This window comes from Actinopolymorpha pittospori, from assembly GCF_014873875.1.
GTDB classification, from domain to species: Bacteria; Actinomycetota; Actinomycetes; order Propionibacteriales; family Actinopolymorphaceae; genus Actinopolymorpha; species Actinopolymorpha pittospori.
In genome coordinates this window covers 1,752,835-1,779,026 of record NZ_JADBEM010000001.1, presented here as the reverse complement: position 1 = coordinate 1,779,026, position 26,192 = coordinate 1,752,835, and the positions used below count along the sequence as shown (strand labels likewise).

Here is a 26,192-nt window from a genome sequence, read left to right as displayed (position 1 = left end):
TGAGGGCCAGTTGGTCCAGATCGAGGGTGGGAGTCGAGTAGGTGGCACACGCCGCACGAGAACCCGAACGTGAGCGCCGCGGCGCGCGGGTCGAACCCACGCTGTTTCCCGACCCGACCGCGCTGGGCCGCGCGCTGGCGGTCCGCATCGCCGACGGCATCGAGACCGCCTCCGGCTCGGGCCGGCGCTACCTGCTCGGCTGCCCGGGCGGTCGCAGCGCGATGACGACGTACGCCGAGTTGGCCCGCGAGGTCGAACGACGGCACCTGGACCTGTCCGGGCTGGTCATCGTGATGATGGACGAGTACGTCGAACCGGGGCCGACGCCAGGGACCTTCGCCTGGGTCGACGCTGAGCTTGCCCACAGCTGCCGCCGGTTCGGACGCGAGGTGATCGCCGATCCACTCTCGGCCGCCGCCGGGCCCGGTCGGGGCGTCTCAGAGGAGCACCTGTGGGTGCCCGACCCGGCCGAGCCCGAGGAGTACGAGCGGCGACTCGCGGACGCCGGTGGCGTCGACCTGTTCATCCTCGCCTCGGGTGCCTCCGACGGGCACGTGGCGTTCAACCCGCCCGGCACGCCCGCCGACGCGCCCACCCGGGTCGTCCCGCTCGCCGAGACCACCCGCCGGGACAACCTGGTGACGTTCCCGCACCTGCGCACCCTGGACCGGGTTCCCCACCACGGCGTGGGTGTCGGTGTCGCCACCATCCGCCGGCACTCGCGTAGCGCGGTCATGGTGGTGCTCGGCGCCGACAAGGCCGAGGCGGCCGCACGTCTCGCGGCAGCCGACCACTACGACCCGACGTGGCCGGCGACCGTGCTCAGTGAGTGCGCCGCGCCGGACCTCTACGTCGACCAGGCGGCCGCCGTACGCCTGCCCGCCACGCAAGACTCCCGGACGCCGAACACCTCGGCCGGCCCGGAACCGACATCCCTGACAGCACAAGGCTCGGAGGAGAACTGATGGCCCGGATCAAGATGGCTTATCTCGGTGGCGGCTCGACCCGCGCCGCCGGGACGATGGCGTCGTTCGTGCACCACGGCGCGGAGTTCGACGGATCCGAGGTCGTCCTGATCGACCTGGACGCCGACCGGCTCGCGTTGGTCAAGGAACTCGCCGACCGGATGGCCAAGAACGCCGGGCTCGACCTGACGGTGACCGCGACGACGGACCGGCGGGAGGGCCTGCGTGACGTCGACGCCGTCCTGTCCAGCTTCCGGCCGGGCGGGTTCGAGGCGCGCGCCCTGGACGAGCGCATCCCCCTCAAGCACGGCGTGATCGGCCAGGAGACCCAGGGCCCGGGCGGGTTCTTCATGGCGCTGCGGTCGATCCAGGTGATGAAGCAGGTCGCCGACGACCTCGCCGCGGTCGCCCCGAACGCCCGCATCTTCAACTACACCAACCCGGTCAACATCGTGGCCCAGGCGATGACCAGCTACACCGACATCCCCATCGTGTCGCTGTGCGAGGGGCCGATCATCTTCCCCCGCATCCTCGCCGAGGCGGCCGGCCTCGACCCTGACCTGCTGCAGACGACGATGGTCGGCATCAACCACAACTGCTGGAGCACCGAGCACACCTACGACGGCAAGGACCTGATCCCCGTCCTGCGTGAGGCCTACGAGGCGCGCCGCGACGACCCGGCCACGGCCGAGGAGGACCTGCGGCTGGTCCGGCTCGCCGTCGCGATGGAGTCGGTGCCGTCGTACTACTTCCTCAACTACTACTTCCGGGACGACGTGCTGCGCCGGCTGCAGGCGAGCCCCACCACCCGCGCCGAGGACATCATGGCCGAGGTGCCGGGCTACTGGGAGCACTACACCGAGCAGGCGAAGTCCGCGGCGCCCAACCTCGACCCGGCCCGCTCCCGTGGCGGCATCCACGAGCTGGAGCTGGCCATCGACGCGATGAACGCCTTCTACAACAACACCGGCGACGTGCTCCCGGTCAACCTTCCCAACATCGGAGGCGCGCTGCCGGGCTTCGACGAGGACGTCGTGGTGGAGGTCTCGACCCGGGTGGACGCGACCGGCTTCACCCCGCTGCCGCAGAAGCCGCTGCCGCACGCCGTTCGTGGTCTGGTGCAGGCGCTCGCCGAGCACCAGGTGCTCGCCGCCAAGGCCGGCTGGGAGGGTAGCCGGGAGGACGCGGTGCGCGCCCTCGCCGCGCACCCTCTGGTGCCGTCCCTTCCGGTGGCGGAGGAGCTCTACACCGAGATGGCCCGCGCGCACGTGGCGCACCTGCCCAGCCGGCTCGTCCCGTAGATGGAGCCGTTGCACCTCGGCGTCGACGCCGGGAACAGCAAGACGGTCGCCCTGCTGTGTGACGTCGAGGGCAGGGTCGTCGGTCAGGCCCGGAGCGGCAACGGCGACATCTACGGCGCCGAGTCCGCGCGGGCGGCGACGGACTCCGTCGTCGGTGCCGTCAAGGAAGCCTTGACAGTGGCCGGGGTGAGTGTGGAGCAGGTGGCCGCGGCGGCCTTCCGACTCGCCGGGGTCGACTGGCCGGAGGACCGCGCCTACTGGGTCGAAGCCCTGGCCACCAGGCTGCCCGAGCTCACCCGCTGCTCGATCCTGAACGACGGGTTCGCCGCGATCCGCTGCGGCGAACCCAGCGGGGTCGGCGTGGCGGTCATCGCGGGTACCGGCTCGGCGGTCGCGGGTCGTGGGCCACGCGGCGACGAGTGGAGCATGAGCTTCTGGATCCAGGACGCCCACGGGGCCTCCGGGCTGGTCGCCAGGGCGCTGCGGGCGGTCTACCGTGCCGCGTTGGGCCTGGGTCCCGCGACCACGCTCACCGGTCGGCTGCTGCGGTTCTTCGGGTATCCCGACGTCGAGTCGATGCTGCACGACTTCACCCGGCGGGAGGGCCCGCGCCGCGCCTTCGGCTTCCACGCCTCGGCGGCGCGGGAGGTGGTCGCCGCCGCTCTCGAGGGCGACGAGGTGGCCTCGGCACTGGCCAGGGCCGAGGGTGAGCACCTCGCCGACTACGCCCTGGTCACCGCGCGCATGGTCGGCTTCCCCCTCACCGACCAGGGCGCCTCGCGTGAGCAGATGGGTGTTCCCGTCGTACTCGCCGGACCGGTGCTGGGCTCGGAGGGTTCGCCGGTGATGGCGTCCCTGCTCGCGGCGCTGCCTACACGGTTCCCGGCGGGACGGCCGGTGCGTGCCGTCCTCCCGCCGGTCTCCGGTGCGACCCTGGACGCGCTGGCGGACACCGGCGTGGCGATCACCCCCGCCGTCCTCGACCGGCTGCGCGAGTCCGCGCCGCCGCCGGAGTTCCTCGCCACCTGAGGCGGGACGCCGATGACCTCCCCGCAACGCGACGACCCGCTTGGTAGCGTCCACCGGATGGGCGTGGACACCGAGTCGACCACCGAGTCGGCTGCCGGGTCGACCACAGAGCTGGTCGCAGGGTCGGCCTCAGGGGCGGCCCCCGGTACGGCGGCCGACCTCGCCTACGCCCAGCTCACCGACGCGCTGCGACGCGGGCTCTATCCCGAGGGGAGCCGGCTGCCCGGGGAACGTGAGCTGGCCGCTCAGCTGGGAGTCAGTCGTACGACGTTGCGGCAGGCGCTGGGCCGGCTCGCCGGGCAGGGGCAGCTGCAGCGGTCCTCCCAGCGCGGCTGGTTCGTCACCCGGCGCGTGGTCGGCGAACCGCCGAGTGTGCTGCAGAGTTTCACCGAGATGGCCCGGGCCCGGGGACTCCGCCCGACCTCCCACATCCTGGCCCAGGCCGTCCGACCGGCCGACTTCGACGAGGCCGAACGGCTGCGGATCGCGCCGTCGGCGAAGGTGCTGGAGATACGCCGGCTGCGCGGCATGGACGCCGTACCCGTCTGCGTGGACACCACGGTCCTGCCGTTGCAGCGGGCCGAGGCGCTGGTCGAGGCCGACCTGGAGGACCGCTCGCTGTACGAGGCGCTCGAGACGTTGTGCGGGATCGTGTTGCAGCGCAGCTCCTACGCCGTGCAGGCGCGGGCCGCGGAGTCGGAGACGGCCCGGTTGCTCGACGTCGAGGAGGGCGCGCCGGTACTGGTGGGGCACGAGGTGGCCTACGACCTCGCGGAGTTGCCGGTGCTGATCGGCACGTCGGTCTACCGCGGCGACGCCTACCGCTTCGAGGCCGACCTGTACCGGCCGCTGTCCTGACCCCGGCTCGGACGGGTTGTCTCAGCGGCGGCTGATCAGCAGTTCCACCCCGTCGAGCAGCCGTTGGATCCCGAAGTCGAGGGCCTGGTCGGTGGCGCCGGCGGTGTCGGCGAGCGCCGCGGCCACCGCCGGGAAGCGGTCCTCGTCCTCGGCGAGCACGGCGCCGAGGGTGGCGAGCAGCGACTGTTCCGGTGAGTCGGCGCCATAGGCCGCCGCCTGTTGCGCGACCATCCGGACCTGGCCGGACAGCGCCGCCGCCGTGTCCAGGGTCTCGGCGCCGCTCAGTGGGGTGTCGGCGAGCGCCGCGGCGACCTCCTCCAGCCAGGCGACCTCGTTGGGTCCGATCGGTCGGGCGCCGACGGTCGCCTCCAGTGCCCAGGGATGGGCCGAGAACCGCTCGTACATCCGCGTCGCCCACGTCTCCAGCCGCGGCCGCCACGCGGGTCCGCCGGCCTGGCGGCCAGCGCGGTCCGCGGGCGGCGCGCCGATCGCGACGTCGGTCATCAGGGCGACCATCTCCACCTTGCCGGGCACGTAGCGGTACAGCGCCATCTTCGTGACGCCCAACTCCTGCGCGACCCGCTGCATCGTCACCGCGGCCAACCCGTCGGCGTCGGCGACCCGGATCCCGGCCTGGGCGATCGTCTCCACGCTCAGGGTCGGTTTCGGCCCGCGCCTCGGTGTCGAGGTCCGGCCCCAGAGCACCGCCATCGCCGGTGTGTCCGCTGCCATCGCACGCCCCTGTCCTTGTCGCCTGTCCTTGTCGTTCCGGCGAAACTGTGTCTAAGATACACCGTGTCCGACGGACACAGTTTCTCGACGGGAGAGTTCTGATGACCATGCCTTCGTCCACCCCCTCCTTCATGCCCTCGTCCGCGCCCCTGGCCGGGCTGCGCGTCCTGGTCTCCGGCGCCGGCGTCGCCGGTCCCGCACTGGCGTACTGGCTCGCCCACTACGGCGCCGACACCACCGTCGTCGAGATCGCCCCGGCGCTGCGCGCCTCCGGCTTCGCGGTCGACTTCCGTGGCCCCACCCATCTCGGCGTGCTGGAGAAGATGGGGGTCCTGGAGGAGTTGCGCGCCGCCCAGACCCACGGTGGTGCGATGCGCAGCGTCGACGAGCACGGCGAGCTGATCTTCGAGTTGCCGGCCGAGTTCGCCGGCGGCGACATCGAGGTCTACCGGCGCGACCTGTCCCGGGTGCTGTACGAGCGCGGTGCGGACCGGGTGGAGTACCTGTTCGGTGACGCCATCGCCGCCCTGACCGAGACCGCCGACGGTGTACGCGTCGACTTCAGCCGTGGCGCGTCCCGCACGTTCGACCTCGTGGTCGGTGCCGACGGACTGCACTCGCGGGTACGGCGCCTCGCCTTCGGACCCGAGGATCGGTACGTGCGCCACCTCGGCTACTACCTGGCCGGCTGGGACATGCCCAACGACCTCGGCGTCGACACCACCCCGCGGCAGTACAACGTGCCCGGTCGGATGGCCAGCGTCGCCGCCGACCAGCAGGACCCGGCCCGAGCCGGCGCGTTCGTCGTGTTCGCCTCGCCGCCCCTGCGCCACGACTGGCGCGACCTGGACCAGCAGAAGGCGGCGATCGCCGACGCGTTCACCGGCCTCGGCTGGCACGTGCCGAGACTGCTCGACGGGCTGCACCAGGCGCCGGAGCTGTACTTCGACTCGATCAGCCGGGTCAGCGCACCGAACTGGGTCTCCGGGCGCGTCGCGTTGCTCGGCGACGCCGCGTGGGGAGTGACGCTGGGCGGGATGGGCGTGGGTGCCGGCCTGGTCGGGGCGTACGTCCTGGCCGGTGAGCTCGCCGCCACCGGTGGGGACCACCGTGCCGCGTTCGCCGCCTACGAACGTCGGATGCGCCCCTACGCCGGCCGCTGGCAGCGCGGCGCCAGCCCGGGCAAGTTCCTCGCCCCGTCGACGTCGTTCGGCCTGTGGACCCGCAACAGCCTGTTCCGTACCCGACTGGTCCGCAAGATGCTGGTCAGCAGCAGCAAGGTGCTCGCGACCGACCAGGCCCTGCCCGACTACCCTGCCTACCCCGACTACGCCGCCGCGTGATGCTGGCCGGATGCGGCAGCGGAGATCGCTGGCCGCAGGGTGGGGTCCCTCGCGATCCTGGGCGGGGATCAAAGCAACGACACGGCGGTCCTCGGATGTCCCTCGGATCGCTGCTCGCAGGAGGAGGTCGGACGTGGAGCACCTCGGTGCCTACCAGGACATGGTCGAACTGGCCGAACGTGAGGCCCGGCTGCGCCCACAGGTCCAGCCCGGGCAGCGGCTGCGCGCGGCGATCGCGGACGTCCTCGGCTTCTCCGCCGACGTGCGGGGAGAGGCTCCGGCCCTCCCCGGCGACATCGGAGTCGAGACAAGCTGGGAACGCGACGGCGTCGCCGGTGAGGAGCTGTCCTGGTCGGTCGGTTACGGCCCTCGCACCCACGCCTACGTCCTCAAGCCCGCCGGTGCCACCGGGCCCCTCCCCGGCGTCGTCGCCCTACACAGCCACGACGGTGTGAAGACCTACGGCAAGGAGAAGATCGCCGACGGTCCGGACTCCGCCCCGGCCGCGGTGCGGCGGCTCCGGGACAAGGCCTACGGCGGGCGGGCCTTCGCCAACGCCCTGGCCGCCGAGGGCTTCGTGGTCGTCGTCCCCGACGCGTTCCTGTGGAGCAGCCGGCGGTTTCCGGTCGAGGCGATGCCCGCCCGCGTCCGGGCGCTCGCCGACCACGCGGGCCACGCCGACGGCGCGGGCGCCGGTGACCCCGAGGAGACCTACGAGCGGGCCGCCCGCCTGCACGAGGACCTGGTCGCGAAGTACGCCACGGTGCTCGGCACCAGTGTGGCGGGCCTGGTGGCGCGCGACGACCGCGCGGCCGCCGCCTACCTGCGGTCCCGACCCGACGTCGCGGCCGGACCGCTGGGATGCGTGGGACTCTCGGGCGGCGGATGCCGCGCCGCCCTGCTGCAGGCGACCTGCGACGACATCGGAGCCGCCGTGGTCGTCGGGATGATGAGCACGCATGCCGCCCTGCTGGACCGGTTGGTCGACAACCACACCTGGATGTTCTTCCCGCCCGGTCTTGCCCGGTTGTGTGACTGGCCCGACCTCGCCGCGAGCCGGGCCCCCTCGCCGCTGCTGGTGCAGTACGACCGGGAGGACGACCTGTTCACCCTGGACGGGATGCGGGCGGCGGACGCGGCGATCGCCGCCCACTACCAGGGCGCGGGCCGTCCCGACGCCTACGTCGGGGAGTTCTACGACGGGCCGCACAAGTTCGACCTGGCGATGCAGGCCTCGGCGTTCAGCTGGCTTGGTCGTCAGCTCGCGGGCGCGCGCCTTCCATGAGCGACCTCACCAGGTCGCGGGCGAACTTCTCCACCGAGGTCTCGACGGCGTACTCCCCGACGAAGTGCTCCAGGAACGCGCGCTGGAAGCAGGCGCCGAGCAGCATTGCGGCCGCCGCGTCGGGGCGTACGCCAGAAGCCACCCGACCCGAGCGCTGCTCGGCCCGTAGGTAGCCGGCGACCGCCCGGTTGGCGTGGTGGGGGCCCAGGCCGGACGCCTGGAGTGCCTCCTTGTGACGGGTGAGCAGGGCGGGTTCGGCGAAGAGCGCCGACATCATCGGGATGCTCTGGACGAAGAAGGTCACCGCCTGGCGTACGACGTCCTCCAGTTGGGTACGGACGCTGCCCTTGCCCGCACGTGTGGGCAGCTCGGCCAGCGTCTCGATGAACCCGGTCGGCAGCCGCTCGCGCATCACCCGGAAGACGAGCTCGTCCTTGCCCCGGAAGTGCTTGTAGAGCGTGGCCTCGGAGTAGCCGGCGGCGCGGGCGATCTCCTTGGTGGTGGTGTGGGCGAGCCCTCGGGTCGCGATCACCTCCGCCGCGGCGTCGACGATCCGGGACCGGGTGGGTGAGCTCTCCGGCCGGAGTTCGCCGGTGAGTTCGTCGGGAAGCGGCATGCGGTCGCGTTTCTCCTCTCGAAGATTCTGCTTGACAGGTTAGTGAGTGGACACTCACCATGGTAGTGAGTGAACACTTACTCACCACAGTGGGAGGTTGGTTCAGCGATGGGGAGGCAAGCCGCCGGTGGGGCTCCGATGCCCCGACTCACGGTCTTCGGCGCGACCGGTGGTGTGGGGGCTCATCTCCTCCCACTCGCACTGGCCAAGGGGCACGAAGTGACGGCCGTCGCCCGCGATCCCGTCAAGATCACCTTGCGCCACGACCGGCTCCGGGTGGTGTGCGGCGACATCCTCGACCGGGCCTCGGTCGAGCAGGCGGTGTCGGGCGCCGAGGCGGTCCTCTCGACCGTCGGTCCGCGCAGTCGCAGGGACGGCCCGGTCTGTGGTCCCGGCGTGGCCCACGTCATCGCCGCGATGCGCGAAGTCGGCATCCGTCGCCTCGTCGCCGTCAGCGCGGCACCCGTACCCGACCACGACGCCGGGGAGAAGGTGCTCTACCGGCTCACCATCCGTAAGGTCCTGCGCGCCGTGTTGAAGGACCTCTACACCGATCTGGCCGTCATGGAGGGCGAGGCGCGGCGCAGCGACCTGGACTGGACGATCGTGCGGCCACCCAGGCTCACCGACAAGCCGGCCACCGGCACCTACCGCACCGCGCTCGGCCGCAACGTTCCCGGCGGCCACCTCATCTCCCGGGCCGACCTCGCCGCGGAGATGCTGCGCACGCTCACCGATCCGGCCACGTTCCGCACCACGGTCGGCATCGGCTACTGATCCCACGGACTCGACCCAGACGACTCGACCCAGACGACTCGACCCAGACGACTCGACCCAGCGAACTCGACCCAGACAGGAGACTCGGCCATGACCGAGGAGAACAAGGCTGTCGTACGTCGCTTCTACGAGCAGGTGCTCAACCAGAACAGGCCGGAGGTGGCCCAGGAGATCGTCGCCGCCGACTTCGTCGTCCACGGTGGGGCGCCCGGCACACCGAGGGGACCGCGCGCGTTGACGGGGATCGGCGAGCGACTACGCGCGGGCTTCGACGGTTCGACCTTCGAGATCGACGACCTGGTGGCCGAAGGCGACCGGGTGGCGGTCCGCTGGACCATGCGGGGCAGGCACACCGGCGAGTACTTCGGAATCCCGCCGACCGGCGCCGGTGTCGCCCTGCACGCCATCGTCATCTTCCGCGTCGTCGACGGACGGTTGGCCGAACTGTGGCCACTGATCGACCATCCCGGCCTGATCGAGGCGGCCGCGAGCGCGGCCTGACCGTGTTCGGCGCCCAGGTCGACGCGCCCGGCGACAGGCTCGACCGATGAGTTTCACCGCTCCCACCGGTCCAACGCTCGTCGACCACGAAAGGGGCCAGCCCATGACCGACCCGAAGACCCACACCCTCGAGGTGCCCGGCGCCGTCCTGCACTACGACGTACGGGAGGTCGAGCCGAGCACCGCGCCGATCCTGCTGATGATCGGTTCGCCGATGGACGCCAGCGGATTCGCCAGCCTGGTCGGACACTTCCAGGACCGGACGGTGGTGACCTACGACCCGCGTGGAGCCGGGCGAAGCCAGCGCAGCGTCAGCGGCGAGTCCACCCCCGACCAACACGCGGACGACCTGCACCGGCTGATCTCCGCGCTCGGCGGTGGGCCGGTGGACATCCTCGCCAGCAGCGGCGGCGCCGTCAACGGGCTCGTGCTGGTGGCCCGGCATCCGGAGCAGGTGCGGACCCTCGTGGCGCACGAGCCGCCGGCGGCCACGGTCCTGCCCGACCGGGCGGAGGCGCTGGCGGCGGTGGTGAACATTCACCAGACCTACCAGCGGGACGGTTTCGGCCCGGGAATGGCGAAGTTCATCGTGGTCGTCGGTCTGCGGGGCCCGGTCCCGGCCGACTTCGCCGAACTGCCGGCGCGCCCGGCCGACTTCGGGTTGCCGAGCGAGGACGACGGCTCCCGCGACGACGTGATGCTGGGCCAGAACCTCCTCAGCTGCACGCACTACGAGCACGACGTCGACGCTCTGCGCGCGGCCTCCACGCGCATCGTCCTCGGTGTCGGATCCGAGTCGGAGGGGGAGCTGGCCCACCGGGCGGGTGAAGCTGTCGCGGAGCGGCTCGGTACGAAGGCCGTCACCTTCCCCAGCCACCACGCCGGATTCGCCGGCGGGGAGTTCGGCATGAAGGGCGACCCCGACGGTTTCGCGGCCACGCTGCGTCAAATCCTCGACGAGGACGACTGACAGCGGCACACGTCCGTCCGGTTCGCGCGGCTCGAGATGTGCAAGCCGGGCGGTCGCTGCCAGTGGGTTCGGCCCAGAGTTCGAGATCGGCACCACGCTCAGGGAAGAACCGGTCGGCGGCCAGCGCTGGGTGTTGGGTGTGAGCAGGATTTTGGTGACCGGCGCGACCGGCAGTGTGGGTGGGCACGTGGTTTCCTCGCTGGCAGGAGAGGGGTTCGAAACGCGGGCGCTGGTACGCGACCCGGACACGGCCTCGCTGCCCGACGGGGTCGACGTGGTGGTGGGCGACCTGTCGTCCCCGCGGACCTTGGAGCCCGCGTTGCGCGGTGTGGAACGCGTCTACCTGATGTGGCCGGGGATACCGGTGGAACCGCGGGTGATCGAGCTGATCGCCGAGCACGCCGAGCGGGTGGTGTACCTCTCGACCGACGTGGCTGACCTGGCCGACGGAGAACAGGCCACGTCCTTCCATCAGGACAACGAGCGGTTGATCAGAAGCTCCGGTCTGAGCTGGACGTTCGTACGGGCCATCGACTTCGCCACGAACACTCTCGCGTGGGCCGACCAGATCAGGCAGGGGGTCGTGCGGCTGCCCTACGGACAGGCGTCGAGGTCGTTGATCCATGAGCGCGACATCGCCGACGTGGTCGTCCAGGCGCTCACCTCCGCCAGGCACGAGGGTGCGAGGTACGTGATCACCGGACCGGAGTCGATCACGCAGGCCGGCCTCGCCCAGCTCATCGGCGAGGTGGTCGGGCGAGCAGTGCGGTGGGAGGACCTGCCGCCGGAGACGGCACGCGAACAGCTGACCGCCGCCTGGGGAAACGCGGCGTTCGTGGAGGCCCGGCTCAGGGCGTGGGAGTCGTTCGTGGATTCACCGGAGCGGGTGACCGACACCGTCGACCAACTGCTCGGGCGGCCGGCGCGGACGTTCCGCTCCTGGGTCGAGGAGCACGTGGACGCCTTCCGCTGAGGTGTCCGTCAGTGCAGCGCCCGATGCGTACCGCCGGTCAGCGTCGGTTGGCGGCGAGGGCGGCCTCGACGTGTGCGCCGAGGGCGAGCAGCGACTCCTCGGTGTAGGCCGCGCCGACGAGTTGCAGCGACGCCGGCAGCGCACCGGCGCCACGGGGGACCGGCAGAGCCAGGGCGGGCAGTCCGGCGAGGTTGAAGGGCGCGGTGAGGTAGGTCATCGAGCCGCGGCGTACCTCACCGATGCGCGGTGGCTCGAACGCGAGCGTGGGGAGCGCGAGCGCGGAGAACCGGTCGAGCAGCGCGTTCAGGTGGGCGCTGGCCGCTCGGCCGGAACGCCGGCAGGCGAGGACCTGCGCGGCGGTGAAGTCCCGTCCCTGCCGAATGCCGCCGGCGTGGCGGTCCTCCAGATGCTCGGAGCGGTCCAGCAGGTGGCGGTGGGCCCAGTAGCCCTCCGCCGACGCCAGGTCCTTGGCGGCGGTGATCCACGACCGCCACTGCGGCAGCCGTACGTCGGTCGTCTGCAGGCCGGCGGTCCGCAACGCGTCGTCGATCGCGGCGTCGAGGGCGGGATCGACGTCGGGCAGGCGGAGCCGAGCGAGCGGTGGGGGTGTCCCCGTGGGCGGCTCGGCGATGGTGAACCCCGGCTCCAGCATCGCCATCCCGAGGGCGGCACCCGCCACGTCGCGCGCCAGCGGGCCCACGGTGTCGAGGGTGCGGGAGAACTCGAAGACGCCCTGGGTGCTGATCCGGCCGGCGGTGGTCTTCAACCCGACCAGGCCGCAGCAGGCCGCTGGGACCCGGACGGAGCCGCCGGTGTCAGTGCCGTACCCGATGTCGGCCTCGTCCTCGGCCACCGCGACGGCGGAGCCGCTGGAGGAGCCGCCGGGGACGCGGGCGGAGTCCAGCGGGTTGACCGGTGTTCCCGTCCAGGGGTTGATGCCGTCGGCGTGCCGGCAGAGTTCGACGAGATTGGCCTTGCCGACGATCCGGGCGCCCTGCCGGCGGGCGGTCTCCACGACGGGTGCGTCGAGGGTGGCCGGGAGCGCGTCCGCGGCGATGACGCGGCAGCCCACGGTGCTCGGCGTACCCGCGACGTCCATGCAGTCCTTGACCGCGATGCGGGGGCCGTCGCCTACGGCGTCCAAGCGGAGGATCCAGGTGGCGTCCATGGTGCGATCATCATGCCGCCCGCGACCTCGATCCGGGTGGCGGGTCGGAGATCCCGGGTTGTCGGAATGGCGGCATAGGCTCGGAGACTCGGTTCGATGTGCCGGCGTCGGCAGGAGGAAAACCACGTATGGGCGGCAGCGGTGACGCGGGTTATCTGCGGTTTCCGACGATCAACGGCGACATGGTGGTGTTCTGCGGGGAGGACGACCTGTGGAGCGTCCCGGTCGAGGGTGGGCGGGCCTGGAGGCTGACCGCCGGGGTGGCCGAGGCCACCCGGCCGCGGCTCTCCCCTGACGGCACCCGCCTCGCCTTCGTCGGTCAGGAGGAAGGCCCCGGCGAGGTCTACGTCATGCCCGCGACCGGCGGGGTCGCCCAGCGGCTCACCTTCGAGGCCGCCCGGTGCACGATCGCCGGCTGGCTCGACGACGACACGATCGTCTACGCCAGCACGACCGGCCGCCCCGTCGACGAATACCGGCTGCGCCGGACCAGCGCCGCTGGTGGGCCCAGCGCCGAACTCCCCTACGGCCAGGCCCAGTCGATCGCGTTCGGTCCCTCCGGCGGCGTGGTCCTCGGCCGCAACACCGCCGACCCGGCCCGCTGGAAGCGCTACCGCGGCGGCACCGCCGGCAACCTGTGGACCGACCCTGCCGGCAGCGGTGACTTCCGGCCGCTGATCAGCCTGCCCGGCAACATCGCCAGCCCCTGCTGGGTGGGTGAACGGGTCTACTTCCTCTCCGACCACGAGGGCGTCGGAAACATCTACTCCTGTACGCCGCAGGGCGACGACCTGCGCCGCCACTCCGACCACGACGACTACTACGCCCGCAACCTGTCCACCGACGGGAGCCGGCTGGTCTACCACCACGCGGGCGACCTGTACCTCCTCGACCCGCAGACCGACGAGCCGCGCCTGATCCCGGTCCAGCTCGGGAGCTCACGCACCCAGCGCAACCGGCAGTTCGTGCCCGCGGGCCTCTACCTCGACTCCGCCAGCCTGGGACCCGACGGCAGCGACCTCGCGATCACCACCCGGGGCAAGGCCTTCTCCTTCGCCCACTGGGAAGGCGCCGTACGCCAGCACGGCGAACCCGACGGTGTCCGTTACCGCCTGCTCACCTGGCTCGGTGACCACGCCCGGCTGGTGGCGGCCGCGAGTGATGACCGGGAGGAGGAGCGGCTGGTCATCCTGACCGCCGACGGGAGCGTCCCGGCCCGCTGGCTGGACGACCTCGACGTCGGTCGGGTCGTGGAGTTGGAGGTCTCCCCGCACAGCGATCAGGTAGCGCTCACCAACCACCGCAACGAGGTGGCGCTGGTCGACCTCGCCGCGCAGACGCCGGCGGTGCGGGTGATCGACCAGTCCCCGCACGGTTCGATCAGCGGCGTGACCTGGGCGCCGGACGGGCGGTGGATCGCCTACGCGCGGCCGGAGTCCGCCAACACCAGGGCGATCGTGCTGTGCCGGGTCGAGACCGGTCAGACGTGGCCCGCCTCCCGGCCGGTGCTGAGCGACCACTCCCCGAGCTTCGACCCGGAGGGCAAGTACCTCTACTTCATCGGACAGCGCGACTTCGTGCCCGTGCACGACGCGCTGCAGTTCGCGGCCGGGTTCCCGCTCGGCACCCGGCCCTACGTCGTGACGCTGCGCCGCGACGTCGGTTCGCCGTTCGTCCCCGAACCGCGGCCGGTGGTGAGTGAGGCAGCCGCGACCCAGAAGAAGGCGGAGGAGGAACGCAAGGTCGAGGAGGAGGCCGACAAGGAGCGGGTGGAGCCGGTCGAGATCGCCGTCGAGGGCCTGGCCGACCGGGTGCTGGCGTTCCCGGTGCCGGAGGGCCGCTACCACCGGATCGCCGGCATCCGCGGGAAGGTCCTCTTCTCCAGCTGGCCTCTGCAGGACGCGCCGGAGGCTTCCGAGCATGGCGGTCACGACGGCGGCGGTGCGGTGCTCGACGTCTACGACTTCGAGAGCCAGAAGAAGGAACGCCTGCTGGAGGGGCTGAGCGACTTCAGTCTCGACCGTGGCGCGCACACGCTGCTCTACCTCGCCGGTGAGCGGCTGCGGGTCCTGCGGGCCGGTGAGAAGCCGGCCGAGGAGGGCGACGACCCGCGCCGGGCGACGGGCTGGATCGACCTGTCCCGGGTGAAGGTCTCGGTGCGCCCGGGCGCGGAGTGGCGGCAGATGTTCCGCGAGACCTGGCGGCTGCAGCGCGACCACTTCTGGGTGGCCGACATGTCCGGCGTCGCCTGGGCGAACATCTACGACCGCTACCTGCGGCTGGTCGACCGGGTCTCCACCAGGGCCGAGCTGTCGGACCTGATCTGGGAGCTGCAGGGCGAGCTCGGCACCTCCCACGCCTACGAGATGGGCGGCGCCTACCGCCCGGGACCCCACTACGACCAGGGCTTCCTCGGTGTCGACTGGGAGTTCGACGTCGAGTCGGGCCGCTACCGGATCGGGCACCTGCTCGGCGGTGACCGCTGGAACGACGACCTGACCTCCCCGTTCAACCGTCCGGGTGTCGACGTCGCGATCGGCGACGTCGTCCTCGCCATCAACGGCCAGCCCATCGGCACCGCCGCCGACGGCACCCACCTGCCGCCCGGCGCACCCCTGGTCAACCAGGCCGAGGAGGAGGTCCAGCTCACCCTCGTCCGCGGTGAGGACAAGCCCCGCACCGTGAGCGTGCGGGCGATCGGCTCGGAGCGGGCGGCGCGTTACCGCGACTGGGTGGAGGCCAACCGCGCCTTCGTCGCCGAACGCACCGGCGGCCGGGTCGGCTACCTCCACATTCCCGACATGGGTGGCCGGGGGTTCGCGGAGTTCCACCGCGGCTTCCTGCGCGAGTACGACCGGGAGGGGCTGGTCGTCGACGTCCGTTTCAACGGCGGCGGCAACGTCTCCGCCCTGCTGCTGGAGAAGCTCGCCCGGCGCCGGCTCGGCTACGACTTCTCCCGCTGGACCGAGCCCGAGCCCTACCCCTATGAGTCGCCGCGCGGGCCGCTGGTCACGCTGACCAACGAGTGGGCCGGATCCGACGGCGACATCTTCTGCCACGCCTTCAAGATGAGAGGGCTCGGCCCGCTGATCGGGAAGCGCACCTGGGGCGGCGTGATCGGCATCTCCCCCCGGCACGCTCTGGCCGACGGGACGATCACGACCCAGCCCGAGCACTCCTTCGCCTTCGACGACGTCGGCTGGCGGGTCGAGAACTACGGCACCGACCCCGACATCGAGGTCGACATCCGGCCGCAGGACTACGTCGCGGGCAAGGATCCGCAACTGGAACGCGCGGTCGAAGTGGCGTTGGAGGCGTTCGCGGGGCAGCCGCCCCACACGCCCCGCCGGGTCGAGCGGCCGCGGCTGGCGGCCCCCGCCCTCACGCCCCGGATCCGTTCCTGACCGAGCCTGCCGGCCAGCCGGGAGTTTCGCCGCGAACCGGGAGACCGGTCATCGGCCCCTTGAACCCAAGGTGGCCGGTGCCCGGTTTCCCGGAGCGGCGTGCACGCGTGGTCGGCGGCGTCGACCTCGACGCCGTCAGGAGCGCGTCGCGCCCGAGCCGACGCCGAGGGCGCGAGCCGCGATCTGGACCAGGTGGGCGGGTTCGCGTTCGCCTGCCTGGCGCACCTGCGTCCGACAGCTGAACCCGTCCGCCAGCATGACGACCTCGCCGTCGGCCGCCCGGACGGCCGGGAGCAGCACCCGCTCCGCGGCGTCCATCGACACCTTGTAGTGGCCCTTCTCGAAGCCGAAGTTGCCGGCCAGGCCGCAGCAGCCGGAGTCGAGCACCTCGGCCTCGACGCCGAGGGCCGCGAGCACCTTCCGGTCGGAGGTGAAGCCGAGCTCGGCGTGCTGGTGGCAGTGCACCTGGACGAGCGCGCGCTGGCCGGGCCGGCGTACGTCGAACTCCTCGGTGCGGTCGGCGAGCAGTTCCGCGAACGTCTTCGTCGACGCCCGCAGCGTGGCGGCGTCCGGCTCGTCGGGCAGCAGTTCGGTCAGCTCGCCGCGGAACAACGCGGTGCAGCTGGGTTCGAGCCCGACCACGGGTACGCCCGCGTCAAGCCAGGGTTTCAGCGTCTTCAACGTACGCCGCAACACCCGCTTGGCGACGCCCAGCTGTCCGGTCGACACCCAGGTCAGCCCGCAGCAGACCGGTCCGTCGGGAACCTCCACGCGGTAGCCGAGCGACTCGAGGACCTCGACCGCGTCCATACCGAGGTCCGGGTCGAAGGCGTTGGTGAAGGAGTCCGGCCACAGCAGCACCCGTGGCGCGTCGGCCGGTAGGGCCTTGGCGGGCGCGGGTCGGGAACGGAATCGGCGTACGAACGTCGCCGGGGCGAACTCCGGGATGGCCCGCTCAGGTGCGATGCCGCCCACCTTCTTCGCCAGGCTCGCCAACGGCCGCACCTTCGCGAGGGCGTTGACCACCTTCGCGAACGGCGCGGACAGCCGCAGCCACAGCGGGAGGAAGCCCATGGAGTAGTGCGAGGCGGGGCGGATCCGTCCGGCGTAGTGCTTGCTGAGGAACTCCGCCTTGTAGCTGGCCATGTCGACGTTGACGGGGCAGTCGGTCTTGCAGCCCTTGCAGGACAGGCACAGGTCGAGGGCGTCGCGTACCTCCTCCGAGCGCCAGCCGTCCTTGACGACCTGTCCGTTGGCCATCTCGAACAGCAGTCGGGCCCGGCCGCGGGTGGAGTGCTTTTCTTCGCGGGTGGCCCGGTAGCTCGGGCACATCACCCCGCCGTCGGCGGACAGGCACTTGCCGACACCCATGCAGCGGCGGGTCGCTCCGAAGAAGCCGTCCTTGTCGTGGGAGAAGGCCAGTGTGGTGTCGGACCGGATCGTCGGGGGCGCGACGAACACCCGCAGGTCCTCGTCCAGCTTGGCCGGCTCGACGATGCGGTGCGGGTTCATCAGCCCGGCCGGGTCCCACGCGGAGCGGAACTCCTCGAACGCGCCGAGGATCTCCGCCGGGTACATCCGTTTCAGCAGCTCGGCGCGGGCCTGCCCGTCGCCGTGCTCGCCCGACAGCGATCCGCCGTGGGAGGTCACCAGGTCGGCGGCGTCCTCCATGAACCGCCGGAACCCGGCGACGCCCTGCTTGGTCAACAGGTCGAAGTCGATCCGGACGTGGATGCAGCCGTCGCCGAAGTGGCCGTAGTAGATGCCCTTACGGCCGTGGTCCTTCAGCAGCGTGTCGAAGCCGCGCAGGTAGCCGCCGAGGCGTTGCGGGGGTACGGCGGCGTCCTCCCAGCCGGGATAGGCCTCGCTGCCGTCCGGGAGCCGCGTGGTGCTGCCCGCGCCCTCCTCCCGGACCCGCCACAGCGCCCGCAGCTGGGTGGGCTCGGTGACGACCAGACTGGTCGCGCCGTATCCCGCCATCGTCTGCGCGACGACCTGGGCGCGGTGCTCGGCCTCGGCGACGGACTCCCCGCCGGTCTCGACGTACAGCCACGCGCCGCCGGGCGGGAGGGCGTCGAGTGCGGGGTTGCGGGGGTTGCGGGCCCGGACGATCTCCACGATGGCGGAGTCGACGCTCTCGATGGTGAGCGGGGCGAGGTCGAGCAGGGGGACGACGTTGTCGGCCGCGATGAACTGGTCCGGGAAGCCCAGCACGGTCAGGGCGCGGACCGGCGGGGACTCGACGAGGTCGACCTCGGCCTCGAGCAGGGTGACGCAGGTGCCCTCGGTGCCGACCAGGGCGCGGGCGAGGTGGAAGCCGTTGGCCGGCAGCAGCTGGTCGAGGTTGTAGCCGGAGACTCGGCGGGTGAGGTCGGGGAAGGTCTCCTGAACGAGCGGGCCGAACTTGTCCCGCAGCGCGCGCAGGTCGCGGTAGAGCTGGCCGACCCGGCCGGGCTCCGCGCACAGGCGGGTGAGCTCGTCCTCCGGGGTGGGACCGACCTTGAGCCGGGTGCCGTCGGCGAGGACGACGTCCAGGGCGGCCACGTTGTCGACCGTCTTGCCCCAGGCCACCGAGTGGGAACCACACGCGTTGTTGCCGATCATGCCGCCGAGCGTGCAGCGGTTGTGCGTCGACGGGTCAGGCCCGAAGGTCAGGCCGTACGTGCTGGCCCCCTTGCGCAGGTCGTCGAGGACCACACCGGGCTGGACCCGGGCCCGCCGGCGTTCGGGGTCGACCTCCAGGACGGCGTTCAGGTGCCGGCTGAAGTCGAGCACGACCGCGGTGTTGACCGCGTTGCCGGCGATGCTGGTGCCCGCGCCGCGCGGAAGGATCGGGACGCCGAGCCGGTGACAGACGTCGAGGGTGGCGAGCACGTCGTCGACGTCGTAGGGCTGCACCACACCGATGGGCATGTGGCGGTAGTTGGAGGCGTCGGCGGAGAAGAGGGCGCGGGACCCGTCGTCGAACCGGACGGGTCCGCGGACGACCTTCGCGAGCTCCCGCTGGACGGGTGAGGTCTGGGCCAGGGTCGGGCTCTGCACGCCTCCGAGCCTTCCACGGCGGTCCCGCCGGGCGAGGAACCGGGGTGCGCTGACGGTGTCGGCCGGCCGAACCAGACGTGTCGGGTCCGGTGGTGTCGGGTGGTGTCCGTGACGTAGGCCTCGATCGACCCCGCCCACATCGCCCGTGTCGTCCCGCTCGTCCTCGACGTCCCGCTTCGGTCGTTCCGTTCGCCGCTGTGGTGCACTTCCTCCCGTGACACTGCTCCTGCGCCGGTCCGATCTCGAAGGACTGTTGGACGTAGCCACCTGCCTCGACGCGCTGCGCGGCGGGTTCGTCGCCCAGGGTGCCGCGACCGCCAGTGCCGGGCGGGTGCGGCCGCAACGGATCCGGACCGACCTGCCCGGCCCGGGTACCGCGACGGCGTTGATGATCCCCGGGCTGCTCGAGGGTGTCCCGGCCTACACCGTCAAGGTCAACGCGAAGTTTCCCGACGCCCGGCCGGCGCTGCGCGGGGTGGTGTGCCTGCACGACCTGGCCACCGGTGAGCTGCTGGCCGTCCTGGACTCAGCGACCGTGACCGCGTGGCGTACTGGACTGGCCGCCGCGCTCGGGACCCACCGGCTGGCCCGGCCCGACGCCGACCGGGTCGGGGTGATCGGGGCCGGTGCACAGGCGAGCCTGGTGGTGCGCGGCCTGGCGGCGCTGCGGCCGGTCCGTTCTCTGGTCGTGCACGACCTGGAGCCGGACCGCGCCGGCGCGTTCGCCGCGGCACACGCGGCGAAGGGAGGCGTCGAGGTCTCGGTCGCGGCGGATCCGGCCGAGGTGGCCCGCCGGTGCGGGATCGTCGTGCTCGCCACCTGGTCCCGCTCGCCGCTGCTGTCCCGCGCGGACGTACCCGCCGGGTCGCACCTCACCTCCCTGGGCGCGGACGAACCCGGCAAGGTGGAGTTGGCGGCGGATCTGCTCTCGTCAGCGCGGGTGTTCGTCGACGACGTCGACCTCGCGTCCGCCTCCGGCGCGTTGGGCAACGTCGGGCTCGGACCCGACCACGCCGCCGGGACCCTCGGCGAGGTGCTCTCGGGCGCGCGCACCGGCCGGACCGGCGCGGAGGAGGTCACGGTCTACGCGCCGATCGGGCTGCCGTGGCAGGACCTCGCGTTGAGCTGGGTGGCCTACCAGGCAGCCCGGGTGGCTGGTGCGGGAACGACGTACGACTGGTTGAGCTGACCCGGTCTGTTGCCGGCGGTGCGCGATCGCCGGGCGGGGACGCGGCTGGAGGGTCCCCGGCGTCAGGACTGTGCGGACCTGGCGTCGTCCCAGGCCCTGCTGGTGCAGAAGATGTTGTCGTAGAGCTCCTGGACCTCGAGCAGGCTCGCGGGCGGCACCTTCCCGTAGGCGACGCGCTCCAGGTGGCGGAAGTACTCGAACCGCTCGACTCCCGGGGTGATGACGATGAGGATGTCGGCGTCCTCTCCCGGTGCGGCGGCGAAGGCGTGCGCGAGGCCGGGAGGTACGACGACCAGGTCGCCGCGCTGGGCGGTCACGACCTGCTCGCCGGAGAGCAGCTGGGCGGTGCCGTCCAGCATGTAGAACAGCTCGGCCGACTTGGTGTGGTGGTGCGGCTTGGCGCCGTCCGCGCCGCTCGTCAGGCTGACCCGCACGGTCGACAGTGCACCGCCGGTGGCGCTGCTGTCGGCGAGCAGCTGGATGGTGGTCGGGGTCCTGCCGACCACCTCGGCGTCCGCGGCACGCACGATCACAAACTCGTCGAAGTCCGGCGCGATCAGGGACATCTGGATGACTCCTTACTGGAAGTGTTGCGGACCGCGGTCGAGTGGACGTCAGGGAGATTCTGACGGGGCTCTGGCGAGGGTCGACTACTGCTCTCGAATAACTGTCGATGAGTGTGCTTTAGGTGTCGCGTGTTTGTATGGTCTTGTGTGTGAATCTGACGGATTGGGCGCGCGCAGGGGATCGCTCCGCGGACCGCATACCGCTGGTTCCGTGGGGCTCGTTGCCGGTGGCTGCGGAACGAGTGGGGCCGCGCATGATCCTGGTGAACATCGACGCGAACACTTCACCCTCGGTGGCTGGTGGTGTAGGTCTGTATGCCCGCGTCTGCTGCCCTGAGCAGAGGTCCGATCTGGAGCGGCAGACGGCGCGTTTGTCGGCGTGGGCTGGCAAGGCTGGGCATAAGGTCGTGCGGATGGAATCCGAGATCGCCTCGGGCATGGACGGCTGCCGCTGGAAAGCGCAGCGTCTGTTGGCCGATCCGAAGGTGACCACGGTCGTGGTCGAGCACAAAGACCGCCTCGGCCGCATGAACGTCGTTGTGTGCCCGCCTGTACGGGCGGGCCTCGGCGAAGGACCGCGCCCGCAGGGCCCTGGAGGGGGCGGCTGCCGATGAGTAAGAAGCGGCTCCGCACCATCGAAGCTGCGTTCGTCGCCCTCGGCCCGTCCGGAGTGGCGATACGCGACCGCCTCAAACACCTCACGCCTGAGGATGAGAAGGTGTTGCGGCTGGTCGGTGAGCATCTGGGCCGTCCCGCAAGCAGGGCCTGACAGCGAAGTAGTCGTCGCGCTGGGCCGGGTCGATCACGAAGGCGTCCCACGATCAGTGGGCGCTACACCTGGATAAGGCCCAGCTCAGCGAAGTCCAGTGGCGGCAGCGGTGGGAGGCCAAGCGCTGGTTCCTCGCCGCTGACGGGGAGTCCGGCAAGCCCTTCGGCAACGAGACGATCCGCGTCAGCCCGGACGGCGAGATCAACATCAAGCTGCCCGCCCCGCTCGCCCACTTGGCCAACGCCCGCAACGGTCGTTACGTGCTGGCCTCCGTGGTTGCCTTCACCCACCGGGGCGTGGAGTGGCGCGACCGAATCTCGGTGAACCAGGCCGTGGCCTACCGCATCCACCTGGACGTGGCGCGCGGGCGCTGGTACCTCACCGCGGCGTGGAGGCGGCCGGTGGTCCAGACGATCCCGCTCCAGGCGGTCCGCGCCGCCGGGATCCTCGGCGTGGACACCAACGCCGACCACTTCGCCGCCTACCACCTCGACCAGCACGGCAACCCCGTCGGCGAACCCAAGCGGTTCTTCTACGACCTGTCCGCAACCGCCGACCACCGTGACGCCCAGATCCGGCACGCCATCAGCCGCCTGCTGCACTGGGCCAAACGCTGCAGCGTGGCTGCGATCGGTATCGAGAACCTGGACTTCACCGCCGAAAAGACCCGTGAGAAACACGGCCGCAAGAAACGTTTTCGGCAGCTCGTTTCCGGGATCCCTACCGGCAAGCTCAAGGCCCGGCTCATCAGCATGGCTGCTGCCCAGGATCTGTCGATCGTGGCCGTCGATGCGGCGTACACGTCGATGTGGGGCGAGGAGCACTGGCGCAAGCCGTTGACCAGCAACAAGCGAAAGATGTCCCGACACGATGCCGCTGGTATCGCGATCGGGCGACGCGCCCTCGGGCACCCGGTCCGGCGACGGACGGCACCGCCCCACGACGACCAGAGCGATCCTCGTGGGCACCGGACCGCCCAGGCCGGACCAGAGGCACGAGGACGTGAGGGAACCCGCCCACCCGTCACGGAGCGTGCACACGATGCACGTCGCCGGCCGGAGACTCAGCGAACGCGGGAGACCAGCGCATCCAACACCGTTCGGGATGCGCGCAGTTCCAGCACGTGGCACCAGATGCCACCCCTGGACACTGATTAGGAACGGTTCGGCGGCTGCCCGGTCACACGGCGAACAGTAGGGCGGCACTGATGAGCACGACCACGGCAGTGGCGAAGTGGATGCCGAAGGCGGTCGCCCTGGTGCCTCCGTGGCGCAGGACGATCGCGGTGTCGCCGAGTGGGACGAGGGCGATGACCAGCATGAACCACGCCTCGGCGTGAGCGCCGGCGACCGCCAGGAGGACCAGTCCGAGGATGCCGAAGGTCCCGTCGCGCAGGCCCTTGATGGTCAGGTAGGCCGCGTCGCCGTCCTCCTTGGCCGGGACACCGTAGCCGGCGGCCGACGCGCGGGGGACCAGGAGGAACCGCGCGCCGATGAAGACGACGAACAGGTTGAGCAGGATGGCGAGCCCGTAGGCGAGCGGGGTGAGCACGATCTCCTCCAGTTGTTTCTAGCAGCGCTAGATTCGAGAGCGAACCTAGCATGCTGCTAGTAGGAACGCTAGCGGCGCTAGGATGTGGGTCATGTCGATCCAGACGCGCCGAGAGCGCGAGCGGGCAGAGCGGGAACGGCTGATCGTCACGGCGGCGCGGGAGTTGGCCGAGGCCGAAGGCTGGGACGCCGTGACCACGCGTCGGCTGGCCGAGGAGATCGAGTACAGCCAGCCGGTTCTCTACAGCCACTTCAAGGGCAAGAACGCGATCATGACCGCGGTGGCGGTGGAGGGTATCGCCGAACTCACGGCCGAACTCCACACCGCCCGTACCTCGGCATCGGATCCCCGACAGGCCCTCGCCGACGTCGGGGCGGCGTACGCGGCCTTCGCCGAACGGCGTCCGGCGCTGTACGACGCGATGTTCACCCACGCCGTCGATCTGCCGTTCGCGAGTCCGCAGGCGCCGGCGACCCTGCAGGAGGGGTTCGCCGAACTCCTCGAGACGGTACGGCCGTTGGCGGGCGAGGACCCTCCGGAGGCGCTCGCCGAGACGTTCTGGAGTGCCCTGCACGGGCTCGTCACCCTGATGCGCAACGGCCGGATGCGGCGCGAGGAGCACGAAGGGCGGATGGCGATCCTGATCAGGCGCTTCTCGAACTGACGGTGCCGCGCCCGTCCGGGCGCGGCACCGCACTCCGGCGTCAGGCGCGGAACGCCGCCCCGCTACCTGCCGCCTCGCTTCCGGCCGCCCCGCCGCTCGCCGCCGCGGCTCGGGCCCGCGACCGCGTGAGCCGCAGCACGTTCGCGACGAGCCGGTGCCCCGACCGGCCCGCCGCCGTCAGGATCGACTCCGGGTGGAACTGCACCGCCCACCGGCCGCGTACGTCGTCCTCGAGCGCCATCGCCACGGTCGCCCCGCTCGCGTCGGTCATCACGGCACTGACCTCGAACCCGAGCGCGTTCTCCGGCGTCGCGTACAGCGAGTGGTACCGGCCCGCCGTGAACTCCGGCCCCAGCCCGGCCAGCAGACCACTCGACTCACCGGCCGATCCCACGACCCGCACCGACCCGGGCTTCCCGTGCGCCGGGTAGGGGAGCACGTCGATCCGGCCGCCCTGCTGCTCGACCATCGCCTGCAGGCCGAGACACACCCCGAAGACCGGCAGTCCTCGTGCGTCCAGGGCCCGCAGCAGCCCTTCGGTGTCGAAATCGACCGGCCGGCCAGGGCCGGGGGAGAGCACCACGAGGTCGGGAGCGAGGTCATCCAACCGCGACTCCGGGAAGCCGAACCGCAGCGTCACCACCTCCGCCCCCTGCTGGCGGAAGTAGTCGCCGAGCGTGTGCACGAAGGAGTCCTGATGGTCGACCAGGACGACACGGAGCCCGTCGCCCGGCAGCGCCTGCGCCGAGTCCGCGGAACTCGCCGACACCGACTCCGACGTGGACACCGACTCCGCCGTCGGCGTCGCCACCGCGTCAAGCAGCGCTTGCGCCTTGAGGAAGGTCTCGCGTTCCTCCTCGTCCGGGTCGGAGTCGTAGAGCAGGGTCGCGCCGGCCCGGACGGCCGAGATGCCGCCCTCGATGTGCGCGGTTCGCAGCGTGAGCCCGGTGTTCATCGATCCGTCGAACCCGACGAACCCCACCGCGCCGCCGTACCACCTGCGGGGAGCGTCCTCGTGGTCCTCGATGAACTGCATCGCCCACTGCTTGGGCGCGCCGGTCACCGTCACCGCCCACATGTGGGTGAGAAACGCGTCCAACGCGTCGAAGCCCGGCCGCAGCCGACCCTCGATGTGGTCGACGGTGTGGATCAGCCGACTGTAAAGCTCGACTTGACGTCGGCCGATGACCCGCACGCTGCCAGGCACGCACACCCGGGCCTTGTCGTTGCGGTCCACGTCGGTGCACATGGTGAGTTCCGACTCGTCCTTGCGGGAGTTGAGCAGGGTCCGGATCTGCTCGGCGTCCTCGAACGCGTCCCGCCCACGCCGGATCGTCCCCGCGATCGGGCAGGTCTCCACCCGGTCGCCGGACACCCGCACGTACATCTCCGGAGAGGCGCCGACGAGGTACTCGCCCTCGCCGAGGTTGAAGAAGAACTCATACGGTGCGGGATTCTTCGTCCGCAGCCGCTCGTAGAAGGAGGCGGGCGAGTCGCACCGGCTGTGGATGAGGTGGCTCGGGGTGACCTCGAACAGGTCACCCCGATGGAAGCGTTCCTTGGCGTCACGGACGACCTGGGCGTAGCGCCCCGGCGTCGGTGACGCCGGGAGGGGACGGTCGGCCACCGTCGGGGTGGGCTCGGTGTGACGGGAGAGCCCGGCCGTACTCCGTTCCCCGACGACGAAGTCGTACGCGTAGCGCACGCTGGTCTCGCGCTTGCGGTCGACGACGACGATCTCGTCCGGCAGGTGCAGGACGAGGTCACGGTGCCCGGTCGCGGCCCGGTCGTGGCGCAGCCGCAGCGGCTCGAACTGGATCGCGAGGTCGTATCCGTACGCGCCGTACAGCCCGAGGTGGGGGTCCGCGGGGCTCGCGAACGCCGAAAGGATCGCCCGTAACGTCGTGAAGACCGTCGACTGGCGGCTGCGTTCCTCCTCGGTGGGGACGCTGTCGGAGGGAGGTACGTCGACGACGATCCGGTCGGCGCTCTGGTGTGCGACCGTGCCGGTCTCCGCCATCGCCGCCGCGACCGCGGGCAGCAGCACGACGCCACGGTCGTTGAGGGCGTGGGCCTCGATTCGGCGGCCCCGGGCGATGATCTCGACCGGCGGGTCGACGTAGGCCAGGTGCCAGCGGCTGTAACGGCCGGGATAGTCGACGCCGGAACTGAGCACGCCGCCACGCCGGTGGTCGATGTCGGCGGCGAGGGTGGTGAGGACGGCGTCATCGACCTGGCTGGCGGTCCGGGTCACCGTGACGCCACCCGCGGTCGAGAATCTGGTCGTGTCTGACACGTCGGTCGGCCTTTCGGGAGGGCCCGCACCGGTGGCTCGTGCCGTCAGACACAAAAAACGACCGCCGGTGAGGGCGGTCGCGTCGTTCGATCGTCAGAATGCGCAGATCGGGGCAGCCGCCTGGAGGCGGCGCCACCACTGAAGCTGGCTATGGCTGCGCATCGTCGGCAGCCTAACCCATGGTCGGCCCGAC

Annotated in this window: 23 protein-coding genes; 16 read left to right on the top strand and 7 right to left on the bottom strand. The window is 71.4% G+C overall.

Annotated elements, in window-relative coordinates:
- Positions 1-41: 41 nt before the first annotated feature.
- From HEB94_RS08430 to HEB94_RS08415, 4 genes are read left to right on the top strand one after another with little or no spacing between them, the layout of a single operon-like run.
- Entirely contained in the window at positions 42-965 is a 924-nt protein-coding gene (locus HEB94_RS08430) for a 6-phosphogluconolactonase (protein ID WP_337917521.1), read from the top strand.
- Positions 965-2,266: a family 4 glycosyl hydrolase gene (locus HEB94_RS08425; RefSeq protein ID WP_192749380.1), complete on the top strand. Its 1,302-nt coding sequence runs from the start codon at positions 965-967 to the stop codon at positions 2,264-2,266. Before HEB94_RS08430 ends, HEB94_RS08425 begins: the two co-directional genes overlap by 1 nt.
- Positions 2,267-3,295 carry an N-acetylglucosamine kinase gene (locus tag HEB94_RS08420; protein WP_192749379.1) on the top strand — a complete coding sequence of 343 codons (1,029 nt, stop codon included), beginning with the start codon at positions 2,267-2,269 and terminating at the stop codon, positions 3,293-3,295. It abuts the gene before it with no gap.
- Between the two features lie 57 nt (positions 3,296-3,352).
- Positions 3,353-4,153, top strand: coding sequence for a GntR family transcriptional regulator (locus HEB94_RS08415; RefSeq protein ID WP_192749378.1), 801 nt, complete (start codon positions 3,353-3,355; stop codon positions 4,151-4,153).
- Positions 4,154-4,174: 21 nt separating this feature from the next.
- On the opposite strand, the gene HEB94_RS08410 is transcribed toward HEB94_RS08415, so the two are convergent.
- Complete coding sequence (locus HEB94_RS08410; RefSeq protein ID WP_192749377.1) at positions 4,175-4,885, bottom strand: TetR/AcrR family transcriptional regulator; 711 nt, start codon at positions 4,883-4,885, stop codon at positions 4,175-4,177.
- A gap of 101 nt (positions 4,886-4,986) precedes the next feature.
- On the opposite strand from HEB94_RS08410, the gene HEB94_RS08405 reads away from it, so the two are divergent.
- Positions 4,987-6,228, top strand: a complete 1,242-nt coding sequence (locus HEB94_RS08405; protein ID WP_238361465.1) for an FAD-dependent monooxygenase — start codon at positions 4,987-4,989, stop codon at positions 6,226-6,228.
- Between the two features lie 133 nt (positions 6,229-6,361).
- Positions 6,362-7,513 carry a dienelactone hydrolase family protein gene (locus HEB94_RS08400; RefSeq protein WP_192749376.1) on the top strand — a complete coding sequence of 384 codons (1,152 nt, stop codon included), beginning with the start codon at positions 6,362-6,364 and terminating at the stop codon, positions 7,511-7,513.
- Here the strand turns inward: HEB94_RS08400 and HEB94_RS08395 are convergent.
- Positions 7,470-8,129, bottom strand: a complete 660-nt coding sequence (locus HEB94_RS08395) for a TetR/AcrR family transcriptional regulator (RefSeq protein ID WP_192749375.1) — start codon at positions 8,127-8,129, stop codon at positions 7,470-7,472. The genes HEB94_RS08400 and HEB94_RS08395 overlap by 44 nt on opposite strands.
- A 138-nt stretch (positions 8,130-8,267) precedes the next feature.
- Here HEB94_RS08395 and HEB94_RS08390 point away from each other — a divergent pair, with 138 nt between their 5' ends.
- The 4 genes from HEB94_RS08390 to HEB94_RS08375 all read left to right on the top strand — a co-directional run bounded on the left by HEB94_RS08390 (position 8,268) and on the right by HEB94_RS08375 (position 11,350).
- A complete protein-coding gene (locus tag HEB94_RS08390; RefSeq protein ID WP_192749374.1) occupies positions 8,268-8,906 on the top strand; it encodes an NAD(P)-dependent oxidoreductase in 639 nt (212 codons plus the stop codon).
- A gap of 90 nt (positions 8,907-8,996) precedes the next feature.
- Positions 8,997-9,407: an ester cyclase gene (locus HEB94_RS08385; RefSeq protein WP_192749373.1), complete on the top strand. Its 411-nt coding sequence runs from the start codon at positions 8,997-8,999 to the stop codon at positions 9,405-9,407.
- A gap of 103 nt (positions 9,408-9,510) precedes the next feature.
- Positions 9,511-10,377 (top strand): alpha/beta fold hydrolase, encoded by an 867-nt coding sequence (locus tag HEB94_RS08380; RefSeq protein WP_192749372.1) that lies wholly within the window; start codon positions 9,511-9,513, stop codon positions 10,375-10,377.
- A gap of 139 nt (positions 10,378-10,516) precedes the next feature.
- On the top strand, positions 10,517-11,350 hold the full coding sequence (locus HEB94_RS08375) for an NmrA family NAD(P)-binding protein (RefSeq protein WP_192749371.1): 834 nt from the start codon (positions 10,517-10,519) through the stop codon (positions 11,348-11,350).
- 37 nt (positions 11,351-11,387) lie between these two features.
- On the opposite strand, the gene HEB94_RS08370 is transcribed toward HEB94_RS08375, so the two are convergent.
- Positions 11,388-12,518 (bottom strand): amidase, encoded by a 1,131-nt coding sequence (locus tag HEB94_RS08370; RefSeq protein WP_192749370.1) that lies wholly within the window; start codon positions 12,516-12,518, stop codon positions 11,388-11,390.
- Positions 12,519-12,646: 128 nt separating this feature from the next.
- On the opposite strand from HEB94_RS08370, the gene HEB94_RS08365 reads away from it, so the two are divergent.
- Entirely contained in the window at positions 12,647-15,922 is a 3,276-nt protein-coding gene (locus tag HEB94_RS08365) for a S41 family peptidase (protein WP_192749369.1), read from the top strand.
- A gap of 135 nt (positions 15,923-16,057) precedes the next feature.
- On the opposite strand, the gene HEB94_RS08360 is transcribed toward HEB94_RS08365, so the two are convergent.
- Positions 16,058-18,964: an FAD-binding and (Fe-S)-binding domain-containing protein gene (locus tag HEB94_RS08360; protein ID WP_337917520.1), complete on the bottom strand. Its 2,907-nt coding sequence runs from the start codon at positions 18,962-18,964 to the stop codon at positions 16,058-16,060.
- Positions 18,965-19,178: 214 nt separating this feature from the next.
- On the opposite strand from HEB94_RS08360, the gene HEB94_RS08355 reads away from it, so the two are divergent.
- Entirely contained in the window at positions 19,179-20,153 is a 975-nt protein-coding gene (locus HEB94_RS08355) for an ornithine cyclodeaminase family protein (RefSeq protein ID WP_192749368.1), read from the top strand.
- Positions 20,154-20,215: 62 nt separating this feature from the next.
- Here HEB94_RS08355 and HEB94_RS08350 read toward each other — a convergent pair whose 3' ends face one another.
- Positions 20,216-20,719 carry a cupin domain-containing protein gene (locus HEB94_RS08350; RefSeq protein WP_192749367.1) on the bottom strand — a complete coding sequence of 168 codons (504 nt, stop codon included), beginning with the start codon at positions 20,717-20,719 and terminating at the stop codon, positions 20,216-20,218.
- A 254-nt stretch (positions 20,720-20,973) separates the two neighbouring features.
- On the opposite strand from HEB94_RS08350, the gene HEB94_RS08345 reads away from it, so the two are divergent.
- The 3 genes from HEB94_RS08345 (at position 20,974) to HEB94_RS08340 (ending at position 22,645) form a co-directional block, all read left to right on the top strand.
- Positions 20,974-21,333, top strand: coding sequence for a recombinase family protein (locus HEB94_RS08345; RefSeq protein ID WP_420481521.1), 360 nt, complete (start codon positions 20,974-20,976; stop codon positions 21,331-21,333).
- The gene (locus tag HEB94_RS49110) at positions 21,330-21,488 is read left to right on the top strand and encodes a hypothetical protein (protein WP_202896222.1); all 159 of its coding nucleotides are present in this window, start codon (positions 21,330-21,332) and stop codon (positions 21,486-21,488) included. Before HEB94_RS08345 ends, HEB94_RS49110 begins: the two co-directional genes overlap by 4 nt.
- 260 nt (positions 21,489-21,748) lie before the next feature.
- Complete coding sequence (locus tag HEB94_RS08340; protein ID WP_202896221.1) at positions 21,749-22,645, top strand: hypothetical protein; 897 nt, start codon at positions 21,749-21,751, stop codon at positions 22,643-22,645.
- Positions 22,646-22,667: 22 nt separating this feature from the next.
- Here HEB94_RS08340 and HEB94_RS08335 read toward each other — a convergent pair whose 3' ends face one another.
- Complete coding sequence (locus HEB94_RS08335; RefSeq protein WP_192749366.1) at positions 22,668-23,039, bottom strand: DUF4267 domain-containing protein; 372 nt, start codon at positions 23,037-23,039, stop codon at positions 22,668-22,670.
- Positions 23,040-23,130: 91 nt separating this feature from the next.
- Between HEB94_RS08335 and HEB94_RS08330 the strand changes: the two genes are divergently transcribed.
- Positions 23,131-23,703: a TetR/AcrR family transcriptional regulator gene (locus tag HEB94_RS08330; RefSeq protein ID WP_192749365.1), complete on the top strand. Its 573-nt coding sequence runs from the start codon at positions 23,131-23,133 to the stop codon at positions 23,701-23,703.
- A gap of 40 nt (positions 23,704-23,743) precedes the next feature.
- Here the strand turns inward: HEB94_RS08330 and HEB94_RS08325 are convergent, their stop codons facing one another.
- Complete coding sequence (locus HEB94_RS08325; protein ID WP_192749364.1) at positions 23,744-25,999, bottom strand: anthranilate synthase component I; 2,256 nt, start codon at positions 25,997-25,999, stop codon at positions 23,744-23,746.
- Positions 26,000-26,192 lie beyond the last annotated feature (193 nt).